This is a genomic window from Sporosarcina sp. QA0331, from assembly GCF_055808055.1.
Genome location: NZ_CM147850.1, coordinates 1,608,392 through 1,626,271, shown reverse-complemented (window position 1 = coordinate 1,626,271; position 17,880 = coordinate 1,608,392). Strand labels below are relative to the sequence as shown.

Sequence of the window (17,880 nt, the reverse complement as noted above, 5' to 3'; positions counted from 1 at the left end):
GGACTCTCCTTCATTTATATTATTACGCCTCCACAAGATCTTCCTCTTTAGTATATCGAAGTACCGGTTGGCGTGCTGCTTTTGTCTCATCAAGACGATTGATGACCGTCGTATGAGGCGCTTCTTGTACGATTTCCGGATTCTCTTCAGCTTCTTTCGCGATCTGAATCATTTTATCGATGAAGGAATCAAGCGTCTCCTTCGATTCCGTCTCCGTCGGCTCAATCATGATCGCCTCTTCAACGTTCAGAGGGAAATAGATCGTTGGCGGATGGAAGCCGAAGTCAAGCAGTCGTTTCGCCATATCCAATGTCCGTACGCCCAATTTTTTCTGGCGACGGCCCGATAATACGAACTCATGCTTACAGTGTTGCTTGTAAGGCAGGTCGAAATAAGGCTCCAGTTTGCGCATCATATAGTTTGCATTTAATACCGCATTCTCCGTGACAGCTTTCAAGCCATCCGGACCCATGGATCGGATATATGTGTACGCACGTAAATAGATGCCAAAGTTGCCATAGAACGGCTTGACGCGCCCGATTGATTGAGGAACGTCATATTCGAATGTATAACGATCATCCTCTTTGACAAGGACCGGCTTCGGCAAGAATGGAGCCAATTCCTTCGTAACGCCAACAGGACCTGAGCCTGGACCGCCGCCGCCATGAGGACCAGTGAACGTCTTATGCAAGTTCAAGTGGACCGCATCGAAGCCCATGTCTCCTGGTCGTGCTTTTGCCATGACGGCATTCAAGTTTGCACCATCATAATACAATTTTCCGCCTACACCGTGTACAATCTCAGCCATTTCAAGAATTTCTTCTTCAAAGAGACCTAACGTATTCGGATTCGTAAGCATGAGGGCAGCTGTATCCGATCCGACCTTCGATTTCAAATCATCGATATCGACAAGGCCAAATTCATTTGATTTAACAGTAACTGTATCAAAGCCAGCTACCGTGGCGGATGCAGGGTTTGTACCATGCGCCGAATCCGGGACAAGTACCTTCGTACGGTGAGATTCCCCGTTTGCTTCATGGAACGCACGAATCATCATTAGTGCCGTCCATTCTCCATGTGCACCTGCAGCTGGTTGGAGCGTCACTTCATCCATTCCAGTAATTTCGGACAGATGTTCTTGAAGATCATACATGATTTCCATTGCGCCTTGGACAGTTGATTCATCTTGCAACGGATGGATGTTCGCAAACCCTGGGAATCTTGCAACTGCTTCATTGATTTTTGGATTATACTTCATCGTACATGATCCAAGTGGGTAGAAGCCGGTGTCAACACCGTGGTTTCGATTGGATAGAGCTGTATAATGACGCATAATATCAAGCTCGGAAACTTCGGGAAGCTCAGGTGATTCCTCTCTGAGAAGACCTTCCGGCAAATGGCTTGAAAGATCGATTTCAGGAACATCGAGCTCAGGCAAGCTATAGCCGATCCGGCCTGCTTTTGTAATTTCAAAAATGAGCGGTTGGTTATCTTTATGCATGAAGGGCCTCCATTTCCTGCACAAGTGCATCGATTTCTTCTTTCGTACGCTGTTCAGTAACGGCAATCAATGCATGGTTGGACAGCTCAGGATACGTCAATTCAAGATCATATCCGCCGATGATTCCTTTATCAAGAAGCTTCGCATTCACTTCTTTGACCGGCTTCTTAAGAGCCACAACTATTTCATTGAAATGCACTCCGCCATATTTCACTTCGAACCCAGCTTTTTCGAATGCACTTTTCGCATAAGCGGTTTTCGCGATATTTTGGTATGCAATTTCCTTTGTGCCAACTTTTCCTAGTGCAGTCATCGCAACTGAAGCTGCAAGAGCATTTAGTGCCTGATTCGAACAAATATTAGATGTCGCTTTATCGCGTCGGATGTGCTGCTCACGTGCTTGAAGTGTCAGTACGTATCCGCGCCTGCCTTCGCCGTCAGTAGTTTCCCCTACCAATCTGCCCGGCATTTTTCTCATCAACTTTTTCGTAGTTGCAAAGTATCCGCAATGCGGTCCGCCGAACTGTTCCGATATACCGAACGGTTGTGCATCTCCAACTGTGATATCCGCACCCAATTTGCCCGGTGGCGTCAATATACCTAGCGCAAGCGGATTCGCTGAAACGACTAGCAAGCCGCCTTTATCATGTGTGATTTCTCCGATTTTTTGGATGTCTTCCACTTGACCGAAAAAGTTCGGGTATTGGACAAGAACTGCTGCAGTATTATCATCGAGCAACTCCTCGAGCGAAGCCACATCCGTCACACCATTTTTCTGAGGGATTGTGACAACGTCAATAAATTGACCTGCTGCATAGGACGCCACTACGTCTCGCGCTTCCGGATGGACCGCTTCGGAAACGAGGATTTTCGTGCGACGTGTATGACCTGCTGCCATAGTCCCTGCCTCCGCTAGTGCAGTACCACCGTCGTACATGGATGAGTTGGCAATGTCCATGCCCGTCAATTCGCAGATCATTGTTTGGAATTCGAAAATCGCTTGCAATTCCCCTTGCGAAATTTCTGGTTGGTAAGGTGTATAGGCTGTATAGAATTCAGAACGCGAAATGACATGATCAACGATGATCGGTTTGTAATGATCATACACACCCGCTCCAAGGAAAGATGCATATGTACGCGCATCCGCGTTTTTCGCTGCAAGTTGTGCAAGCTCCTTCGTCAATGCAGACTCCGATTTCGCTGGTTTAATATTCAATTCACCTTTAAAACGGACTTTTTCGGGAATATCTTCAAATAGTTCATCAACCGTCGCAATTCCGATCGCCGATAGCATTTCTTCACGATCTGTTTCCGTCATAGGGATATAACGATGCTTCATGTCAACATGTCTCCTCTTCATTCATTTATCGTTTATAGAAAGGTGTTGCAATCAGTACTGCTTTCAATCGTTTCCCGCGAATCTCCACTTCCACATTAGTTCCTTCTGCCGTATGTTCAGTTGCAAGAAGTGCGAACCCGATATTCTTTTTTAACGTAGGAGATTGCGTTCCAGTAGTGACTTCACCAATTTCTTCTTCACCAATGAACACTTTATAACCAGTCCGCGGAATTCCTTTATCAATCATTTCAAGACCGACAAGCTTCCTTGAAACGCCGTTCTCCTTTTGTGCAGCAAGTACTTCTTTCCCTACGAAATCCGCTTCTTTATTCAGCTTCACCACGAATCCCAGCCTTGCTTCAAGCGGCGAGATATCTTTCGACAACTCCTGGCCGTAGAGCGGTAATCCAGCTTCAAAACGAAGAGTATCACGAGCCCCTAAACCTGCTGGCACAACTCCTTCCTCTTCTCCGGCTTCCAAAATAGCTGGCCAAAGAGCGACGATTGACTGCGGCGATCCGTAAATCTCGAAACCATCTTCCCCGGTATATCCTGTACGGGAAACGAGGACCTGATGGCCTGCAATATCGACATTATCTTTGAAACGGAAAAATTTGATTTCATCCAATGGCTCGGACGTCAATTTTTGCAATACCTCTTGTGCTTTCGGGCCTTGCAATGCAAGTAAACCAAATTCGTCTGAACGATCCTCGATGTTGACATCTCCGCTTGCATGCTGTCTCATCCATTCAACATCCTTTTTAATGTTGGAGGCGTTGACAACTAGCAGATAATCATTCTCTTTTCTTTTGTAGATGAGCAGGTCATCTACCGTGCCGCCATTCTCATAGCACATTGCGGTATATTGCGCTTGACCATCCTTCAATTTAGAAACATCATTTGTAACTAATCCTTGCAGGAAAGAAAGTGCATCTTCACCTGAAACAAAAACCTCACCCATATGCGATACATCAAATAGGCCTGCTTTCGTTCTGACAGCTTCATGTTCAGCTTTAATGCTTGAAAACTGAACAGGCAATTCCCAACCTCCGAAATCAATCGTCTTTCCACCGTACTGTTGATAACTATCAAAGAGTGCGGTACGTTTCAAAGTTTCCGTCAAAGCCATATCCCCCTTGAAATGAATGATAAAGTGAAACTTCAATCAGTGGCGATTTTCCGCTGATTGTTAGTTGAACCAATCGGGCATTTACTGGCTGTTTTCTACCGCTTATTTTTTTAAAAGGGGTGTCTTACAGCCAGTTAATGCGGGATAAAAAAAGACAGAAGTCCCCTTGAATAAGAGAACCTCTGTCCGTGTACCTGAAAGTTTGACCTTGCGGCTTTCCTCTTTGGTGGCCGACAAATCCGGCACTCTCCAGAGACGCGTCATGAATGAGTCTTTTTGCCTGAGAGATTCATAACTTTCGTTACTTGCTCCTTCGGCGACGCCTAATGCGTGCTCTCCCCATCCAATCATCCGCCATATGCAATTAAAAATAAAATGATTAAAATTCGGACAAATAACTGCCCTTTCGCCTTATATCTTAACATTTCACTTTTGCAAGCGCAATCCTTTTTCAAGTATTATTCATTTTACGAACGATAACTTCTTACGAATAGTATATCGTTCGTATTTAAATCATCAGATATTTCAGGACTGTGTCATCCTTTTTTCAATCTCGTAATCTGGGAAGCAATATACTGTGTAATCTCACTTAATGTCCTGTTTGTGGTTTCGACTTTAAAGTGGGCACATTGCAAATAAAGGGGCTTCCTATTATGAAATAGCCTCTCCAATTCATGTCTAGAGGAACGCTGAACAATCGGTCTGTTTATGTCAGTCGATATCCTACGCCAAATATCACGGAATGTGGAATTTAAATAAAAGACAAGACCTGTCCTTTTCATAATCTTCCTGTTCTCCTCCCTCATCGCAACACCACCGCCGGTTGCAATGATACAAAACTCGTCATGGAAGTTGCGCAAGAACTCCGTTTCCATTTCCCTGAACCCTTCCTCGCCATATGTTTCGAAAATTTGAGGGATTGTCATGCCTGTCTGATTGGAAATTTCAGTATCCATATCGTAAAAAGGCAAATCCAACAGCGTCCCGAGCCGCTTGCCAATTGCGCTTTTTCCGCTTCCCATGAAACCGACCAAGTATACTTTTTTCATATTTTACCCGCCTTGCCTCATCAACTTTGTTGTTTCTTTCTCATAATGGAATTCGATTGAATCGAATGTTCTGTATAGATTAGTATGCCATGAAACGATAGTAAAGAGAAAGAGGCTGACGAGAAATAGTAAAATTAACGAAGCGGCTAAAATGGTTCCTTTTTCATTCCTGACGAATCCCAATTGCAAATCTCCTTTCCCTCTTACTTCCATCAAGCATTGTCACTTCAACGTTAAGTTCGTGTCCGTCCTGGGTAAAAACCACACTTGCAACATTTGTGAATAAAGGAATATGACCTGCGGAATTCGTCTTTTTACGAATGACATAATTATTTTGACCAACTTCAATTTTCCCTCTTTCGTTCGTGAACGAAATAGACCTATCTCCCATTAGAACTTTAAAATCTTCAACATTAACTAGCAATGCTTGCAAATCGATTGCAAACATTTCCCATTCGGTCGTGTAATAGTCTTGCAACTGACGCTCTATCGGAGTTTTCCAATAAAAGAACAGGACAACAAACTGCAGAAAGATTCCCATGATCACTAATTGAAACAAGGCTTCTAGAAAAGAATAACCCATCTCATTACGTTTTTTCAGATACCTATGCATTTTTCGTATTCCCGTTCAATGAATTGATAACTTACACAGATTCCTTCACCCTCAACCGACCATCGGTATATAGTTTTATCTATTTGATTTTCCCCCGCCATCAGACCGTATCCCTGATGGAGTATGGAACCGTGGTAAGCGGATTCTGCAGCATGCATGCCCAATTTCTTCATTTCTAAACGCGTAGACATATGTGAATAAAGCGGCAACAGCGTTCCGAAAATGACTGTCAGTATGACGAGGGATAAAATCGACTCCGGCCAAGAATACCCTTTTTCATTCTTCATAGACGAGCACCCTCCCATACTGTAATTGCAATGTTAATCGCTTGTCCCCTGTCGAAGTTCGAAGAATGATCGTCCCAGGATTGATAATATGCCCGTTCGGATGAAATTCTACCGTACTGATTCTATTGCCGCCACTTACCCAATGCATATCTCCAGGAAAATCAATGGTGGAATATGTCACCGAACTAGGTGCATATAAACTATAGGTTTTCCCAGAATTACGAAACTTGATTGCCGTATACGTTTCGTTTGCGATGGCATATGCTTGTGCATGATGAATTGTCGCGATAAATGTATACAAAGCTTCTTCTTCGCTCTGTTTTGTAATCCAACGATCCCCAATAGGTAGGATGACAGCTGTGAGAACGCCGACGATACTTAACACTAGAAGCATTTCGAGAAAAGTGAACCCGTTTTCATTAGTCGACTTCATTTTCGCTGAGTGCTCTCACAATTCCATTTTCAATTGAAATATCAGTGCCATCCGGACATTTTGCACCTTCTGGCAAATAGTCTTCGGCCGTCAACATTTCAATTGTTGGAACGATATGATGCTCCATCTTATATGCCTCTACCTGACCTTGTGCCATTTTCACAAATGCCTGGCACCCCTTTTCATCTATTGACTTTGAATGCTTTGTCACGTTCGGAATAGCAATAATCACCAAAACAGATATAATCAGTAAAACAATCATCATTTCAATCAATGTGAACCCATCTTCTTCCTTAACCACTTTCAATGCCTTCCTCCTCCTCATAAATTATCAAACATGCTGTAAACCGGCAGCAACAAAGCTAAATAAGCTGCCAAAATGCAGATGGACAAAATTACAAACAAGATAGGCTGTAGCAACGCAAGCCACTTTCCTAATTCCTCTTCAATCATCTCATGAAGGTTTTCTCCGAACAGAAGAAGTTCCTTTGCCAGATGTCCTGTGTCAGACCCATGCTTCGCATAAGCGCTTAACTCCTCGCGAAGGCCAACCGTCAATTGAATGGCCATTTCGAAACTTTCACCGTATATGACATGTCTTTTAATCGACAAAGCGACTTCACTTAGGATCGGATTCACTTTTTGCTCCACCAATACTTGAAGGGCGTCTTGAATAGCTAGTCCCGACTGAAGAAGACTGCCAATTTCACTTGCAAAGTCACGAGTGATCAATTTCGTAAATAATGATTTAATAACAGGAATAGTCATGAGGAAACGGATTCTTCTATCCGACGGCAATCTACGGTAAATGAAAATACCAATTGCCGCTGTTACGATAAATAAAACTCCGCTTCCAATCAATACATCAGGAATTCTCGAAACGAGTAAAGGAAGCAGAGAAACGATACTGTCTGCCGCCTCGTTCCTCGTCACTACCATTGCTTGTAAGTTAGGTAGGAAATAGCTTTTAAAAACTAATAGAAATATAGCTAAGAACGAAAAAAGAACGAAAGGATAGAGTAAGAGATTTCGCAGCTTCCTTTTTCTTTCTTCCGATTTCTTCATTCTATCTGCCATTCCCATTAATGCATCCGCCAATCTTCCATTCACTTCCGCGATGATGACAGGCAACAAGATACTTGAAGAAAACCCAAGTCTCCTAAGAATATCCGATACTCCAAGACCCGCTTTAAAATCCATTTCTATCTGTTCTAGCAGTTCATTGAAATGCTTAGAATGGTGTGGCATTAGAAGTACCAAACCATCATGGAATGTGTAGCCTTCTTGCATAAGAACCGAAAGTCTACTTAAAAATGCAGGACGATTATCAATACTATACGCCGATCGAATAAAAACCGATTTTCTCTCTTTATCCATTGGAAGTCTCTTTTTTCAAACTGTATTTTTTCACGACTGCATCGATTGTCATTTCTTTTGGCACAGTTACACGTTTTTCCGAAACGATCCCATTTGCCATCGCATCTAATAAATCGCCTTGGACAATTTCAAATACCGCTCCAACGTCGCCATCTTTTTTCCGGATGAGACGCTGGGCAGATATGCATACGATTGTTTGCCTCAGTTCTTCTGGACTGATTCCAAAATCCATCATTCTATAAAAACATCCCTCTGGATCTTTTGAATGGACGGTCGACAAAACTAAATGTCCTGTCAACGCTGCCGCCACTGCGGTCCTTGCAGTTTCGGCATCTCTTATCTCACCGATCATAATGACGTCAGGGGAATGTCTTAAAATTGCTTTCAACCCTGCTGCATATGTCATGCCGGATCGTTCATTCACTTGTATTTGCAGAAGATGCGAATGATTGTTTTCGACAGGATCTTCAAGAGTGATCACATGCCTTTGATGATTGACGCAATGTGCGGTAAGGGAATAAATAGTCGTCGTTTTTCCACTTCCAGTTGGACCGGTCAGCAGAATTAATCCTTGCTGTTCTTCAGCAGCACGCCGGAGCTGTTTTTCCCAGACGGGATCGATACAGAGCTCATCAAGAGGGACAATTTGGTCATGCCTTTGAATACGGATGACAAGACTTTCTTTCATTTGGATAGAGGGAATAGTTGAAACGCGGAACGAATAGTTTTCATTTTGCATTTTTTTATGAAATGAACCGCTTTGTGGTTTTCGTTTATCACTAATATCTAACGAGGAGAGAAATTTGAAAAAGGAGATCATACGGGCGGCTAACTGTGGGGGAAATGTGCCGGACCGTTCCAGTCTTGAATTCTTTTTAAAAGAAATGTCATAACGATCGTGCATTGGAACGAAGTGGATGTCTGTCGCCTCATTGGCAATCGCTCGCTCCAAAAGGTCAAAACACTTTTTCTCAACGATATTGTCACGATTTTCCATTGAACACCCCTCTTTCACGGTGAAAGACCGCTTTTCACCTTAAAACGAGTATACGTTGAACAAATCGAAAAAGGAATACTTCTAGGTGAATTCAAATTTCAAGCGCCGGTTTCGCTTCAAATTTGAATTTTAAACAGCCTTTTCGGTCCAAAAGTAAATTTTGCGAAGTACAAATATGTTTGATCAACATGTATTTGTCACAATGTCAACTTGATAGGAGTTTACTTTTCGAGTTGCTATCCATTATAATGAATAAGAGATCATTGTATTGTTTTACGTTAAGGAGGGACGCACTTATGGATAACATGTTCAAGCTATGCGGTTTTTGGACTGGCATTTTCGCTGTAATGTTTTTCGTCGGTGACATGATGACAGCTTCCGTTATCATGATCGCGAGCACTATTTTCTTCCTGTTGCTTGGATATTTGAATCTTACAGAGCGTATGTATATGTACATGTTTGGAGCTTACCTTATGATTTTCATGGTAGGATTCAGCTATTATGCGACATTCATTCACGTACCAGGTGCAGGTCACTAATCGTCCAAAAGAAAAAACAGCCAATGCGGCTGTTTTTTCTTCTTAAGAGAAGCCATTTAAAAACGGATTCATATCTTTTTCTTCTCCAGGAGTTGTCGAAGGGCCGTGGCCAGGATAGACGACGAATTCATCATCCAAAGTTAATAATTTCTCATGAATCGATTGAAGCAACGTCTTCGTATCTCCCCCTGGAAGATCCGTCCTCCCTATACTTTCCCTAAAAAGCGTATCCCCTACAATAGCTACTTCCGCATCGTTGAATATGAATGATACACTTCCTGGAGAATGACCCGGTGTATGGCGAACTTCCAATTGGAATGACCCAATTTGTAATTCGCCTTCCTGAAGAAAATGATCCGCAGCTTCATTTTTCACAAGAGGCAAACCTGGATATCTAGAAGAACCGTTCAAGTCGGGATTCTTAAGCCACTCCTGTTCCGTTTCGTGAATATAAACAGGGATGCCAAAATGATTTCTTACTTGGTCAACCGCACCAATATGATCGAAATGAGCGTGCGTCAAAAAAATTGCAAGCGGTTTGACATTCAATTTTTCGATTTCTGTTATTACACGGTCTCCTTCTTCTCCCGGATCGATTACTAAACACTCCCCTTTATCATTGAGAAGTAAATAGCAATTTGTTTGAACTGGACCTAGTGGATATGTACGTATTTCTAACATTTTTCACACCTCCTACTTTTGATAGTAATGAACTTACAACCGGATTTCAAACAATCGTCACTTATAAACCTCGACAAAATGTTGAGCAAACAGTACAATAGAAGAGGAATATTGCTAAATCGGCATTCATTTTTTCTCTATTGAAAGGAGTGTCTTCCACATGAACATCTTAATGGTTATTTTCGGACTCGTTGCAATCTTCGCTGTTATCGGTACTGTACAAGCTTTCAAAGAGCGTAATGTGCTGAGCATTTTGTTCAATCTTGGAGCTGCCGTTATATTCGGCGGTTTTACAATCGCGACGATTGTCTTCCAAGGATACCCACCTACTCTTCACTGATTAGTATTTGTTTTGAAAAACATCCCTTGCATTGAATTGCAGGGGATGTTTTTTAGTTATCAAATTCAATCCACTTAAACGTTTCCTTCACTTTCACGTCAATGAGCTCTTCCGATGTATATCCATTTAAACAATATTGCCCGGAAGGAGAACATTTTAACGGCCCCTCGTCCAACCCTTCTACTAGTAGTTCGGGACTTCCTTTATCAAACCGATACAAATTAAACCTTGCACCTAATTCATCCAGTTGGCCGCTCTTATCTGCCCCTTTTACAATCAGTCGATTCTCATCAAGCCATTCAATTGCTGGGACTACCCACTCCGAGTAATTGCTGACCGCCGGCAACGTCCATCCCGAAATTACCTCACCGTCTAAGTTTCTGATCGTATATGTAAAAACATCCGGGTCAATGGTTTGTACAACGCCGATAGCGTCATCAAACACATCAAAATAAATCACATTTCCAATGCCAGTCGTCTCAACTTCCTCTGTATCCAACTGAAACATCTGTATATCCCCACCATCGAGCGGATGGTCTTCGAACAACATGCTCAAAATTTTATTATCATTGGCCCACCTTGGAAACGGATCATCTAATTCAACGACGGAAAGACTATCATCACTTCCATCAAAAGTAAAAAGATCAAAGGACCAATCTTCATGGAAAGCAGTGAATAATATTTTCTCTGGATTTTCACGATTCCATTCGATCGATAGCTCCGTCGAATCGATTTCCACCTGATGCTCCACCGTCCCATTCATTCCAACGATTTTAATGACTGCGGAGTTTGGATGATCGCTCGTATGTACTAATAAATAATCACGGGAAGGGTGGACAAGGACATCAATAATGAATGACGCATCCTCATATACCAGCCCAGTTTCTCCCGTTTCGATGTCAAAATAATTCACTTTATATACACCGTTATTTTTCACAACGTATAGAATTTGAGTATCAGTAAGCCAATCTGCTATGAAATGAAAGCTGGAAGGATCCGCTTCAAAAACATGGGGAGTTGGCGACTCAACTGGCTCTTCGACAACATCTGAAGGTTCTTCCAAATTAGGTTCCTCTGCTGGTGGTTCGCTTTTCTTCGAACACCCAGACAAGATGATAATGAACACCAAAAGCCAACCTATTATTCTTTTCATCACGCAATCCCCTCCTTCCATCTTTCTTTCAAAAAAATTCTGCACGGTAAACGAACCCGTGCAGAACTTAGTCGTTTTCGCCAAAATAGGCTTATTCCTCTTCTTTATCTGTAAACCTTAGCAAGTCTCCATTGATAATCAAATCGGAGTAGCCAAGTTCCGTTGTAGCGCGGTCTATATACGGCTCACACGCTTGAGCATCGGTTGCTTCTCCAGTTTCGATATCATAGCAAACTTCATGAGCGTAAATATAGTCTTCGGTAACTAAGCGTCCGTCTCTAAAAATAACAAACGGTTCGTGATCCGGAGAGAATATGTCCGCACCCATTTGCATGTCTTCTTTCGTACTGATGCCTAGTAAATGCAAGACAGTTGGTCTAATATCCAATTGGCCGGAAAGCTCGTCAATCGTTTCTCCTTTTCCGTAACCTGGAATGTGAATGAACATCGGCACTTTTTGTAATTCGACATTATCCAAAGGAGTGATTTCTTTATCCAAATACATGCTCATCGCCTTATTATGATTTTCCGAAATACCATAGTGGTCTCCGTACATGACAATTATAGAATTGTCATATAAACCGCTTTTCTTCAAGTCTTCGAAGAAGATTTTAATGGCTTCATCCATATAGCGGGCTGTTTGGAAGTACTTATTCAATGTTTTCGAATTGGAATCATATGGCGGAATGATCATATCTTCTTCATCCAAATCAAATGGATGGTGGTTCGTCAATGTGATCATTCTTGTTGAAAACGGTTGAGGCATAGTTTTCATTAATTCCACGGACTGCTCAAAAAACGGAATATCTTTCATTCCCCAGTTGACCGCTTGCCCTTCTCCGATCTCATAACTTTCAACATCATAAAATTTCTCGATACCTAGAGCTTGATACATAATATCCCGGTTCCAGAAGCTTTTGTTGTTGGCGTGCATGACACTCGTGAAGTATCCATTCTCGCCTAGTCTTTCCGACATGGAGTTGAATGTATTTCCACTGTTTGTGAAAAAGACAGCCCCGCCATTTCGACCGTATAGTGAGTTTTCCATAATGAATTCCGAGTCAGAAGTTTTCCCTAACCCAGTTTGATGATAGAAGTTATCGAAATAAAATGTATCTGGATCATTTGTCAATTCATTGAGGAATGGCGTAATTTCATGGCCGTTCATCTCATTGTTGATAACGAAGTTTTGCAAGGATTCCAAAGATACGAAGATTACGTTGCGTCCCTCCGCAACTCCGAACATTTTGGGATCTGGTTCTGCATAATTCGCATTAATATAGTTGGCTACCTCGGTAAGTTCACTGCCATCGGCAAGCGCACGTTGCGCATGCGTTTTCGATTGGATGAACAAGTCATAAATATGATAATTGTATGTCCCGATATTTTTCACGAGCAATTCCCTGTCAAAGCTTCGTGTGAGCAGCTGCGGACGCTGTGCTTCGGATAATCCTAAATTGACCATCAGCACCGTTGCAGCTACTACAAAATATAGCTTACGGCCAATGCTTCGTTGGCTTACAGAGCTTTCCGCTGCAGGGATGAATTTAATAGCTAATGCAATGATAATGACGTCGGCGAAGAATAAAATATCCCATGGACGGATGTTCGCACCGATGGAAGATGACAAATCGCCAAAATTACTTGTTTGGAATAATACCGGCAACGTGATGAAATCACTAAAAAATCGATAGAATACCGCGTTGCTGAACATAATAATCGATGTTATTAAACTGATTGAAAATATATAGATGTTACGACGTTTCGTACTCTTCATGAATAAGGCCATACCGTATATGAATAATAGAAAACTGAGTGGGTTCATGAACAGAATGAATTCCTGCATCATATTATCGATCTTCATATTAAAGCTAGTGATATAGCCTATATACGTTGTTAGCCATGTTGCGATAATTGCAATGACGAGTACGGAATGCTTGGGCCAAGTTACTCTTTTCATTCTTTATCTTCCTTTCATAAGTGAAACCTCAAATGTAAATGCACCCTATCACCTGTACATGCACTACTTAATAGACGGATGAGAGATAAAAAAGTTTCATTTTCCGCAAAAAAATTGTGAAAAGGTTATGAGTTGAGTATACCTCTAATCAGCCCTTTTGCCCAACTCACTTTTTAATATAAGTAGAGCTGGCAAGTAATCTTCTTGCATTATTAAGCCATTTTCGTATAGCTCTTTCACTTCAGACATCATCATTTCGATATCTGTTTTTTGGTTCCCTGTATATATAAAAATGCCGAAACGTTTAAGAAGTTGCAGGACATCAAAGAAATCCCTCATTTGGCATCACGTATTTCCCGACATTGTATGACTCTTTTCTCAGTAATAATCTTATTGACTGGAATATCATGTTCTTCAATAGGTACTTCTTTTGAAGTCTGGATGTCTAAAGCCAAAGATACCCGATTTCCATCGTAGTTAGTCAAATAGCGATCATAATATCCTCCACCAAAACCGATTCTGAACCCTTCTTCGGAAAATACGACACCAGGTACAATTTGAAGGTCGATTTGGCGTTTGTCAACGGAAATCGTCCGTTCGACAGCCGGTTCCTTTAAATCCATATAAACCGTTTCAAGATCATCGAATGAATTGATGAGCCTAAAATCCATTTCCCTCGTATCGGGTATGCATTTTGGCACAGCGATACGTTTCCCTGCATTCCATGCAGATTCAATTAACGCAATCGTATCCACTTCGGGGAAGCGTGATATTGTAACTCCTATCGTCTGGGCAGACGTGTACTCATCACACGCATAAAGCCGTTCTAAAATTGCTGCAGACAGACTTGCATGTTCAGAATGATTCATATCTTTCATGATTGTTATCATCTGTTTTCGTTTGGACAATTTACTCATTCAAGTATTCCCCCATTCTGAAATAAAAAACCAAAACCCGTGAAGAGTTTTGGCATGAGCGATTATTTCGTTTCACGGTGCAAAGTTTGTTTCTTTTCACGTGAGCAATATTTTTTCATTTCAAGACGTTCCGGATTGTTACGCTTGTTTTTCTTTGTAATATAATTACGCTCTCCACATTCTGTGCAAGCAAGTGTAATATTTACGCGCATTGTTGTCCCTCCCACTCATTGGCAAAATAAATTAATATGAGCATGATTTATACGACTTTTCAATTGTATCATATCACACGGGTATGTAAAGAAGAAAGTTTCAAATTACATTCAGAAGATGCATATGATACTATGGGAACAAAGTAATCTATTCCCGGAGGTTGTACCATATTGGATATTGAATTAATTTTACTATGCATAGGTATTATTTGCATCATCCTTTCATTCTTCATCGGAAATTCAAAACGTAAAAATGAAGAGGAGATTGAAAACATTTCAATCAGCCTTCATCAGGAAACGAATCAATTGAAAAAACGTTTGAAAGCAATTGAAGAGGAATTGATGATCAGTGTTGGACCGATCGCAAACGAACAGCGTCGGAAATCGAAGCCGGTACACGAAATCATCATCAATCAAATCCTCTCCTTAAAAGCGCAAGGTTATTCAATTCCGGAAATAGCGAAACGCTCTTCCCTATCTGACGAGGAAGTCGTCGACGTACTGAAGTCCCGGGGGGTAACCTTATGATAAAGGATGTTCTAAGGAGTGCGGGAATAGGCTGCATCATTGCAGTAGGAATCCTCTATTTCACATACACCGACCACGAACAAACTGATTCCGAACAGTACAAAATCCAGTTGGACGAGCTGCAAGCCGAGTTAGATAAGGTGAAACAAGAATTAGCTGTCGCCCAAACATTATCTTCCCCTAAAACAGAAGATGCTGACAGCCAAGACTCGAATGCCAGTAAGGAAAAGCCAGAATCAAATCCTAATAGCGAAACAACTTCGAAGCAGATTACTAAAGTAATCTTGACGATTGAAGCCGGGTCGACATCGAAATCTGTAGCTGACAACCTTGAGCAGGCCGGGATTATCGGCAGCGCCAAGGAACTGGAACAATACCTGATTGACAATAGCTTGGCAGGCCGTATTCAAATCGGCGTGCATGAAGTTGACACAACGATGGATCTTGATACAATTGCCCGCATTATTACAAATACGAAATAAATAAAAAAAGCTGCCCTACGCAAACTTTGCGTTGTGGCAGCTTTTCTCATTTCTCTTTCATTTCCTTCTCTTTTTCTTTCTCTTTCTCTTTCTCTTTTTCAAATCGGCGGTCTATTTTTTGATCTGTTGTTTCTTGATCATTAGTCTTTGCCCGCTCTTCCTTCAAATCAAAATAAGTATCTAGAGCCGTTCGGACAATCTCCGTCATAGCCGTGCTTTGAGTGCGGTAATTGCCTCGATCCGTCGAAGCATATGGAATGACAACAGCATATGCTACTTCCGGGTTTTCTGCGGGTGCAAATCCGACATGTGTCAAGTTAACAGAAGCCATCCCATATTTACTGCGGTCATCCCCATAATAGTAGGATTGGGCAGTACCGGTTTTCCCGGCAGCCGTATAGGAAGCTCCGCTCATTAGACTCTTTGGGGCTGTTCCATGAGGGCCGTAATACGTATAATGCATACCCTTTTTAACTTGTTCAATCTCTTTTTCCGTATTATTGATCCGATTGAGCACTTTCACTTCCGTTTCCTGCAATAAAGCGCCAAACGTTTCTCCATCTATCGAAGGTTCTCTAATTTCCTTCAACACTTTCGGTGCAACTCTGTATCCACCGTTGGCAACCGTCGAGACGTACTGAGCAAGTTGCAACGGAGTATACGTATCGAATTGTCCAATTGCAAAGTCAAGCAGTTTACCGGAACGCGTATCCGTTCCTGTGACACCTGTATATTCTCCAGGCAAATCGATTCCCGTTTTCACCCCTAAGCCGAATGAGGCATACGCGTTGCGCAGTCTATCAAAACCGGCGATATCAATTGGAAGGGCCTTATAAGGTCTGTATACTCCATTTCCTAACGAAATGGCGATTTTAAACATATAAACGTTAGAAGACCTGCCGAGCGCTGTTATATCGTCAACAGCTACCCGACCGTTCTGATTGAACAGGGATCTTTTAGGTAAACCGGCAATATTCATCGGTTCGTCGATTTTTACTTCACCGACCGAAAGAACCCCTTCGCTATAACCTGCCAAAACTGTTGCCACTTTGACAGTGGAACCGACTTCATAGGCGGATGTAAACGTGCCGTAAGCATAGTCGCGAACTTCCCATTTGCCAGAATCCTCATCTTTTACTACTCGTTTACCTACCAATGAAAGCAACTCTCCGTTATTCGGATCCATCATGACAAGGAAGGCCCTGTCCAATAATCCAGATCGAGAGTCTTTCTTCATCTCAAGAAGCTTCTCTGAAAGAAGTTCCTCCATTGATTCCTGCAACTCACTATCCATTGATAGTACAAGGTCCCTGCCCGGCTCCCCTTCTCTGACTGTCTTCGTTTCAATGACGCGGCCAGTCCGATCCTTCACGTTTTTCACGATTGTTTTCTGTCCTCTTAACAGTTCTTCATAATACTGTTCGAAATAGCTCCGACCAATTCGGTCATTCCTTGAATAATCCCTTGCTAAATAATAATCGAGATGGCTTCGCGGAATCCCTTCGACAGAACTTGTCATCGTCCCAAGAATCGTACTGTCCGAGAATTTCACACGCTCCCAGTCCGTCGTCGTATTGACCCCTTCAAAATCACTCAACCGTTCCGAGACGGCTGCGAACTCCTCTTCGGTAACATTTCCACTTTTAATGATCTGCGGAGAGTAAGCATAGCCTGACATCATTTCCCGATAGATGGCCAACACTTCAAGTTCGTGATCCGTGAAGGAATTTAGCTCTTCATCCGTAATCCGTTCACGTGTCAAACGAGTCACTTCGCGTTGAATATCCTGTTTGGATAAAGTGCCGCTCTCGTTAATGTTCTCCAATTCCTTTTTGCTAACTTTTGCTTCGGCTTCATCGGGATTCAATAATATCCAGAAATCGCGCTTATCCCCTATCGTCACCCTTTTCGTATCCTGGTGAATCAATTCTGAAAGTTCTTCTGCAATTTCCAACATTTCCTGTGAAGTCGTGGAAGTAGTTTTCGTATACGTTATGGCGTTCATAGGTTTATTATCGACAAGGACCTTACCAGTTCGATCATAGATCCTGCCCCGAGGAACACTCGTATTGACTGCAATTTCCTCTTTCTTCTCCAATTCTCTCGTATACTCTTCGCCTTTGACGATCTGCAAGTACCCAAGCCGGAAAATGAGCAAGGAAAACAGGATGAAAATTGAAAAGAATAATAGGTTCATCCTGAAGGCGATATGTTTCCGTTGACGGATTTTTGCTTGGTCCACTTTGCGCATCGGCTTTTTCATATGTATTCCCCTTACGTTATTAGTACAGATTGAATTATAGCATTCTAAACATAAAAAGCATATATCCTGACGAACAGGAT

The 17,880-nt window shown here is 42.1% G+C and carries 22 protein-coding genes and 1 riboswitch; of the genes, 4 read left to right on the top strand and 18 right to left on the bottom strand.

The features are described 5' to 3' along the window. Positions 1 to 22 precede the first annotated feature (22 nt). From gcvPB to comGA, 11 genes are all read right to left on the bottom strand, one after another. Entirely contained in the window at positions 23 to 1,501 is a 1,479-nt protein-coding gene (gcvPB, locus tag AC0L13_RS07920) for an aminomethyl-transferring glycine dehydrogenase subunit GcvPB (protein ID WP_473645644.1), read from the bottom strand. After that, a complete protein-coding gene (gene gcvPA, locus AC0L13_RS07915) occupies positions 1,494 to 2,840 on the bottom strand; it encodes an aminomethyl-transferring glycine dehydrogenase subunit GcvPA (protein WP_473645641.1) in 1,347 nt (448 codons plus the stop codon). Before gcvPA ends, gcvPB begins: the two co-directional genes overlap by 8 nt. Positions 2,841 to 2,865: 25 nt before the next feature. Continuing rightward, positions 2,866 to 3,963, bottom strand: a complete 1,098-nt coding sequence (gene gcvT / locus AC0L13_RS07910; RefSeq protein ID WP_473645639.1) for a glycine cleavage system aminomethyltransferase GcvT — start codon at positions 3,961 to 3,963, stop codon at positions 2,866 to 2,868. A 264-nt stretch (positions 3,964 to 4,227) separates the two neighbouring features. After that, positions 4,228 to 4,320, bottom strand: a riboswitch (glycine riboswitch). A 185-nt stretch (positions 4,321 to 4,505) separates the two neighbouring features. Then, positions 4,506 to 5,018 carry a shikimate kinase gene (locus AC0L13_RS07905; RefSeq protein WP_473645636.1) on the bottom strand — a complete coding sequence of 171 codons (513 nt, stop codon included), beginning with the start codon at positions 5,016 to 5,018 and terminating at the stop codon, positions 4,506 to 4,508. A 3-nt stretch (positions 5,019 to 5,021) separates the two neighbouring features. Then, positions 5,022 to 5,201, bottom strand: a complete 180-nt coding sequence (locus AC0L13_RS07900) for a hypothetical protein (protein WP_473645634.1) — start codon at positions 5,199 to 5,201, stop codon at positions 5,022 to 5,024. Continuing rightward, positions 5,182 to 5,631 carry a competence type IV pilus minor pilin ComGF gene (gene comGF / locus AC0L13_RS07895; RefSeq protein ID WP_473645632.1) on the bottom strand — a complete coding sequence of 150 codons (450 nt, stop codon included), beginning with the start codon at positions 5,629 to 5,631 and terminating at the stop codon, positions 5,182 to 5,184. Before comGF ends, AC0L13_RS07900 begins: the two co-directional genes overlap by 20 nt. Next, on the bottom strand, positions 5,616 to 5,918 hold the full coding sequence (locus AC0L13_RS07890) for a hypothetical protein (RefSeq protein ID WP_473645630.1): 303 nt from the start codon (positions 5,916 to 5,918) through the stop codon (positions 5,616 to 5,618). Before AC0L13_RS07890 ends, comGF begins: the two co-directional genes overlap by 16 nt. Beyond that, entirely contained in the window at positions 5,908 to 6,351 is a 444-nt protein-coding gene (gene comGD / locus AC0L13_RS07885) for a competence type IV pilus minor pilin ComGD (RefSeq protein ID WP_473645628.1), read from the bottom strand. The genes AC0L13_RS07890 and comGD overlap by 11 nt, the downstream gene beginning before the upstream one ends. Beyond that, complete coding sequence (gene comGC / locus AC0L13_RS07880; RefSeq protein WP_473645625.1) at positions 6,338 to 6,658, bottom strand: competence type IV pilus major pilin ComGC; 321 nt, start codon at positions 6,656 to 6,658, stop codon at positions 6,338 to 6,340. The genes comGD and comGC overlap by 14 nt, the downstream gene beginning before the upstream one ends. Positions 6,659 to 6,672: 14 nt before the next feature. Then, on the bottom strand, positions 6,673 to 7,728 hold the full coding sequence (comGB, locus tag AC0L13_RS07875) for a competence type IV pilus assembly protein ComGB (protein WP_473645623.1): 1,056 nt from the start codon (positions 7,726 to 7,728) through the stop codon (positions 6,673 to 6,675). Then, complete coding sequence (comGA, locus tag AC0L13_RS07870) at positions 7,721 to 8,725, bottom strand: competence type IV pilus ATPase ComGA (RefSeq protein WP_473645621.1); 1,005 nt, start codon at positions 8,723 to 8,725, stop codon at positions 7,721 to 7,723. Before comGA ends, comGB begins: the two co-directional genes overlap by 8 nt. A 296-nt stretch (positions 8,726 to 9,021) precedes the next feature. Here comGA and AC0L13_RS07865 point away from each other — a divergent pair, with 296 nt between their 5' ends. Further along, complete coding sequence (locus AC0L13_RS07865; protein ID WP_440500681.1) at positions 9,022 to 9,264, top strand: DUF2626 family protein; 243 nt, start codon at positions 9,022 to 9,024, stop codon at positions 9,262 to 9,264. Between the two features lie 42 nt (positions 9,265 to 9,306). On the opposite strand, the gene AC0L13_RS07860 is transcribed toward AC0L13_RS07865, so the two are convergent. Continuing rightward, the gene (locus AC0L13_RS07860; protein ID WP_473645618.1) at positions 9,307 to 9,945 is read right to left on the bottom strand and encodes an MBL fold metallo-hydrolase; all 639 of its coding nucleotides are present in this window, start codon (positions 9,943 to 9,945) and stop codon (positions 9,307 to 9,309) included. A 160-nt stretch (positions 9,946 to 10,105) separates the two neighbouring features. On the opposite strand from AC0L13_RS07860, the gene AC0L13_RS07855 reads away from it, so the two are divergent. Then, positions 10,106 to 10,285, top strand: coding sequence for a DUF2759 domain-containing protein (locus AC0L13_RS07855; protein WP_440500685.1), 180 nt, complete (start codon positions 10,106 to 10,108; stop codon positions 10,283 to 10,285). A gap of 52 nt (positions 10,286 to 10,337) precedes the next feature. Here the strand turns inward: AC0L13_RS07855 and AC0L13_RS07850 are convergent, their stop codons facing one another. The 5 genes from AC0L13_RS07850 to rpmG all read right to left on the bottom strand — a co-directional run bounded on the left by AC0L13_RS07850 (position 10,338) and on the right by rpmG (position 14,527). Continuing rightward, on the bottom strand, positions 10,338 to 11,438 hold the full coding sequence (locus tag AC0L13_RS07850) for a YqgU-like beta propeller domain-containing protein (protein ID WP_473645616.1): 1,101 nt from the start codon (positions 11,436 to 11,438) through the stop codon (positions 10,338 to 10,340). A gap of 91 nt (positions 11,439 to 11,529) precedes the next feature. Beyond that, positions 11,530 to 13,398 carry an LTA synthase family protein gene (locus AC0L13_RS07845; protein ID WP_473645614.1) on the bottom strand — a complete coding sequence of 623 codons (1,869 nt, stop codon included), beginning with the start codon at positions 13,396 to 13,398 and terminating at the stop codon, positions 11,530 to 11,532. Positions 13,399 to 13,542: 144 nt separating this feature from the next. After that, positions 13,543 to 13,737 (bottom strand): YqgQ family protein, encoded by a 195-nt coding sequence (locus tag AC0L13_RS07840; protein WP_473645612.1) that lies wholly within the window; start codon positions 13,735 to 13,737, stop codon positions 13,543 to 13,545. Then, the gene (locus AC0L13_RS07835; protein WP_473645610.1) at positions 13,734 to 14,315 is read right to left on the bottom strand and encodes a 5-formyltetrahydrofolate cyclo-ligase; all 582 of its coding nucleotides are present in this window, start codon (positions 14,313 to 14,315) and stop codon (positions 13,734 to 13,736) included. Before AC0L13_RS07835 ends, AC0L13_RS07840 begins: the two co-directional genes overlap by 4 nt. A gap of 62 nt (positions 14,316 to 14,377) precedes the next feature. Then, a complete protein-coding gene (gene rpmG / locus AC0L13_RS07830) occupies positions 14,378 to 14,527 on the bottom strand; it encodes a 50S ribosomal protein L33 (protein WP_060210366.1) in 150 nt (49 codons plus the stop codon). Positions 14,528 to 14,698: 171 nt separating this feature from the next. Between rpmG and AC0L13_RS07825 the strand changes: the two genes are divergently transcribed. Next, positions 14,699 to 15,055: a hypothetical protein gene (locus tag AC0L13_RS07825; protein ID WP_473645607.1), complete on the top strand. Its 357-nt coding sequence runs from the start codon at positions 14,699 to 14,701 to the stop codon at positions 15,053 to 15,055. Next, a complete protein-coding gene (locus tag AC0L13_RS07820) occupies positions 15,052 to 15,537 on the top strand; it encodes a hypothetical protein (RefSeq protein WP_473645605.1) in 486 nt (161 codons plus the stop codon). The genes AC0L13_RS07825 and AC0L13_RS07820 overlap by 4 nt, the downstream gene beginning before the upstream one ends. Positions 15,538 to 15,583: 46 nt before the next feature. Here the strand turns inward: AC0L13_RS07820 and AC0L13_RS07815 are convergent, their stop codons facing one another. Then, positions 15,584 to 17,800: a peptidoglycan D,D-transpeptidase FtsI family protein gene (locus AC0L13_RS07815; protein WP_473645603.1), complete on the bottom strand. Its 2,217-nt coding sequence runs from the start codon at positions 17,798 to 17,800 to the stop codon at positions 15,584 to 15,586. Positions 17,801 to 17,880 lie beyond the last annotated feature (80 nt).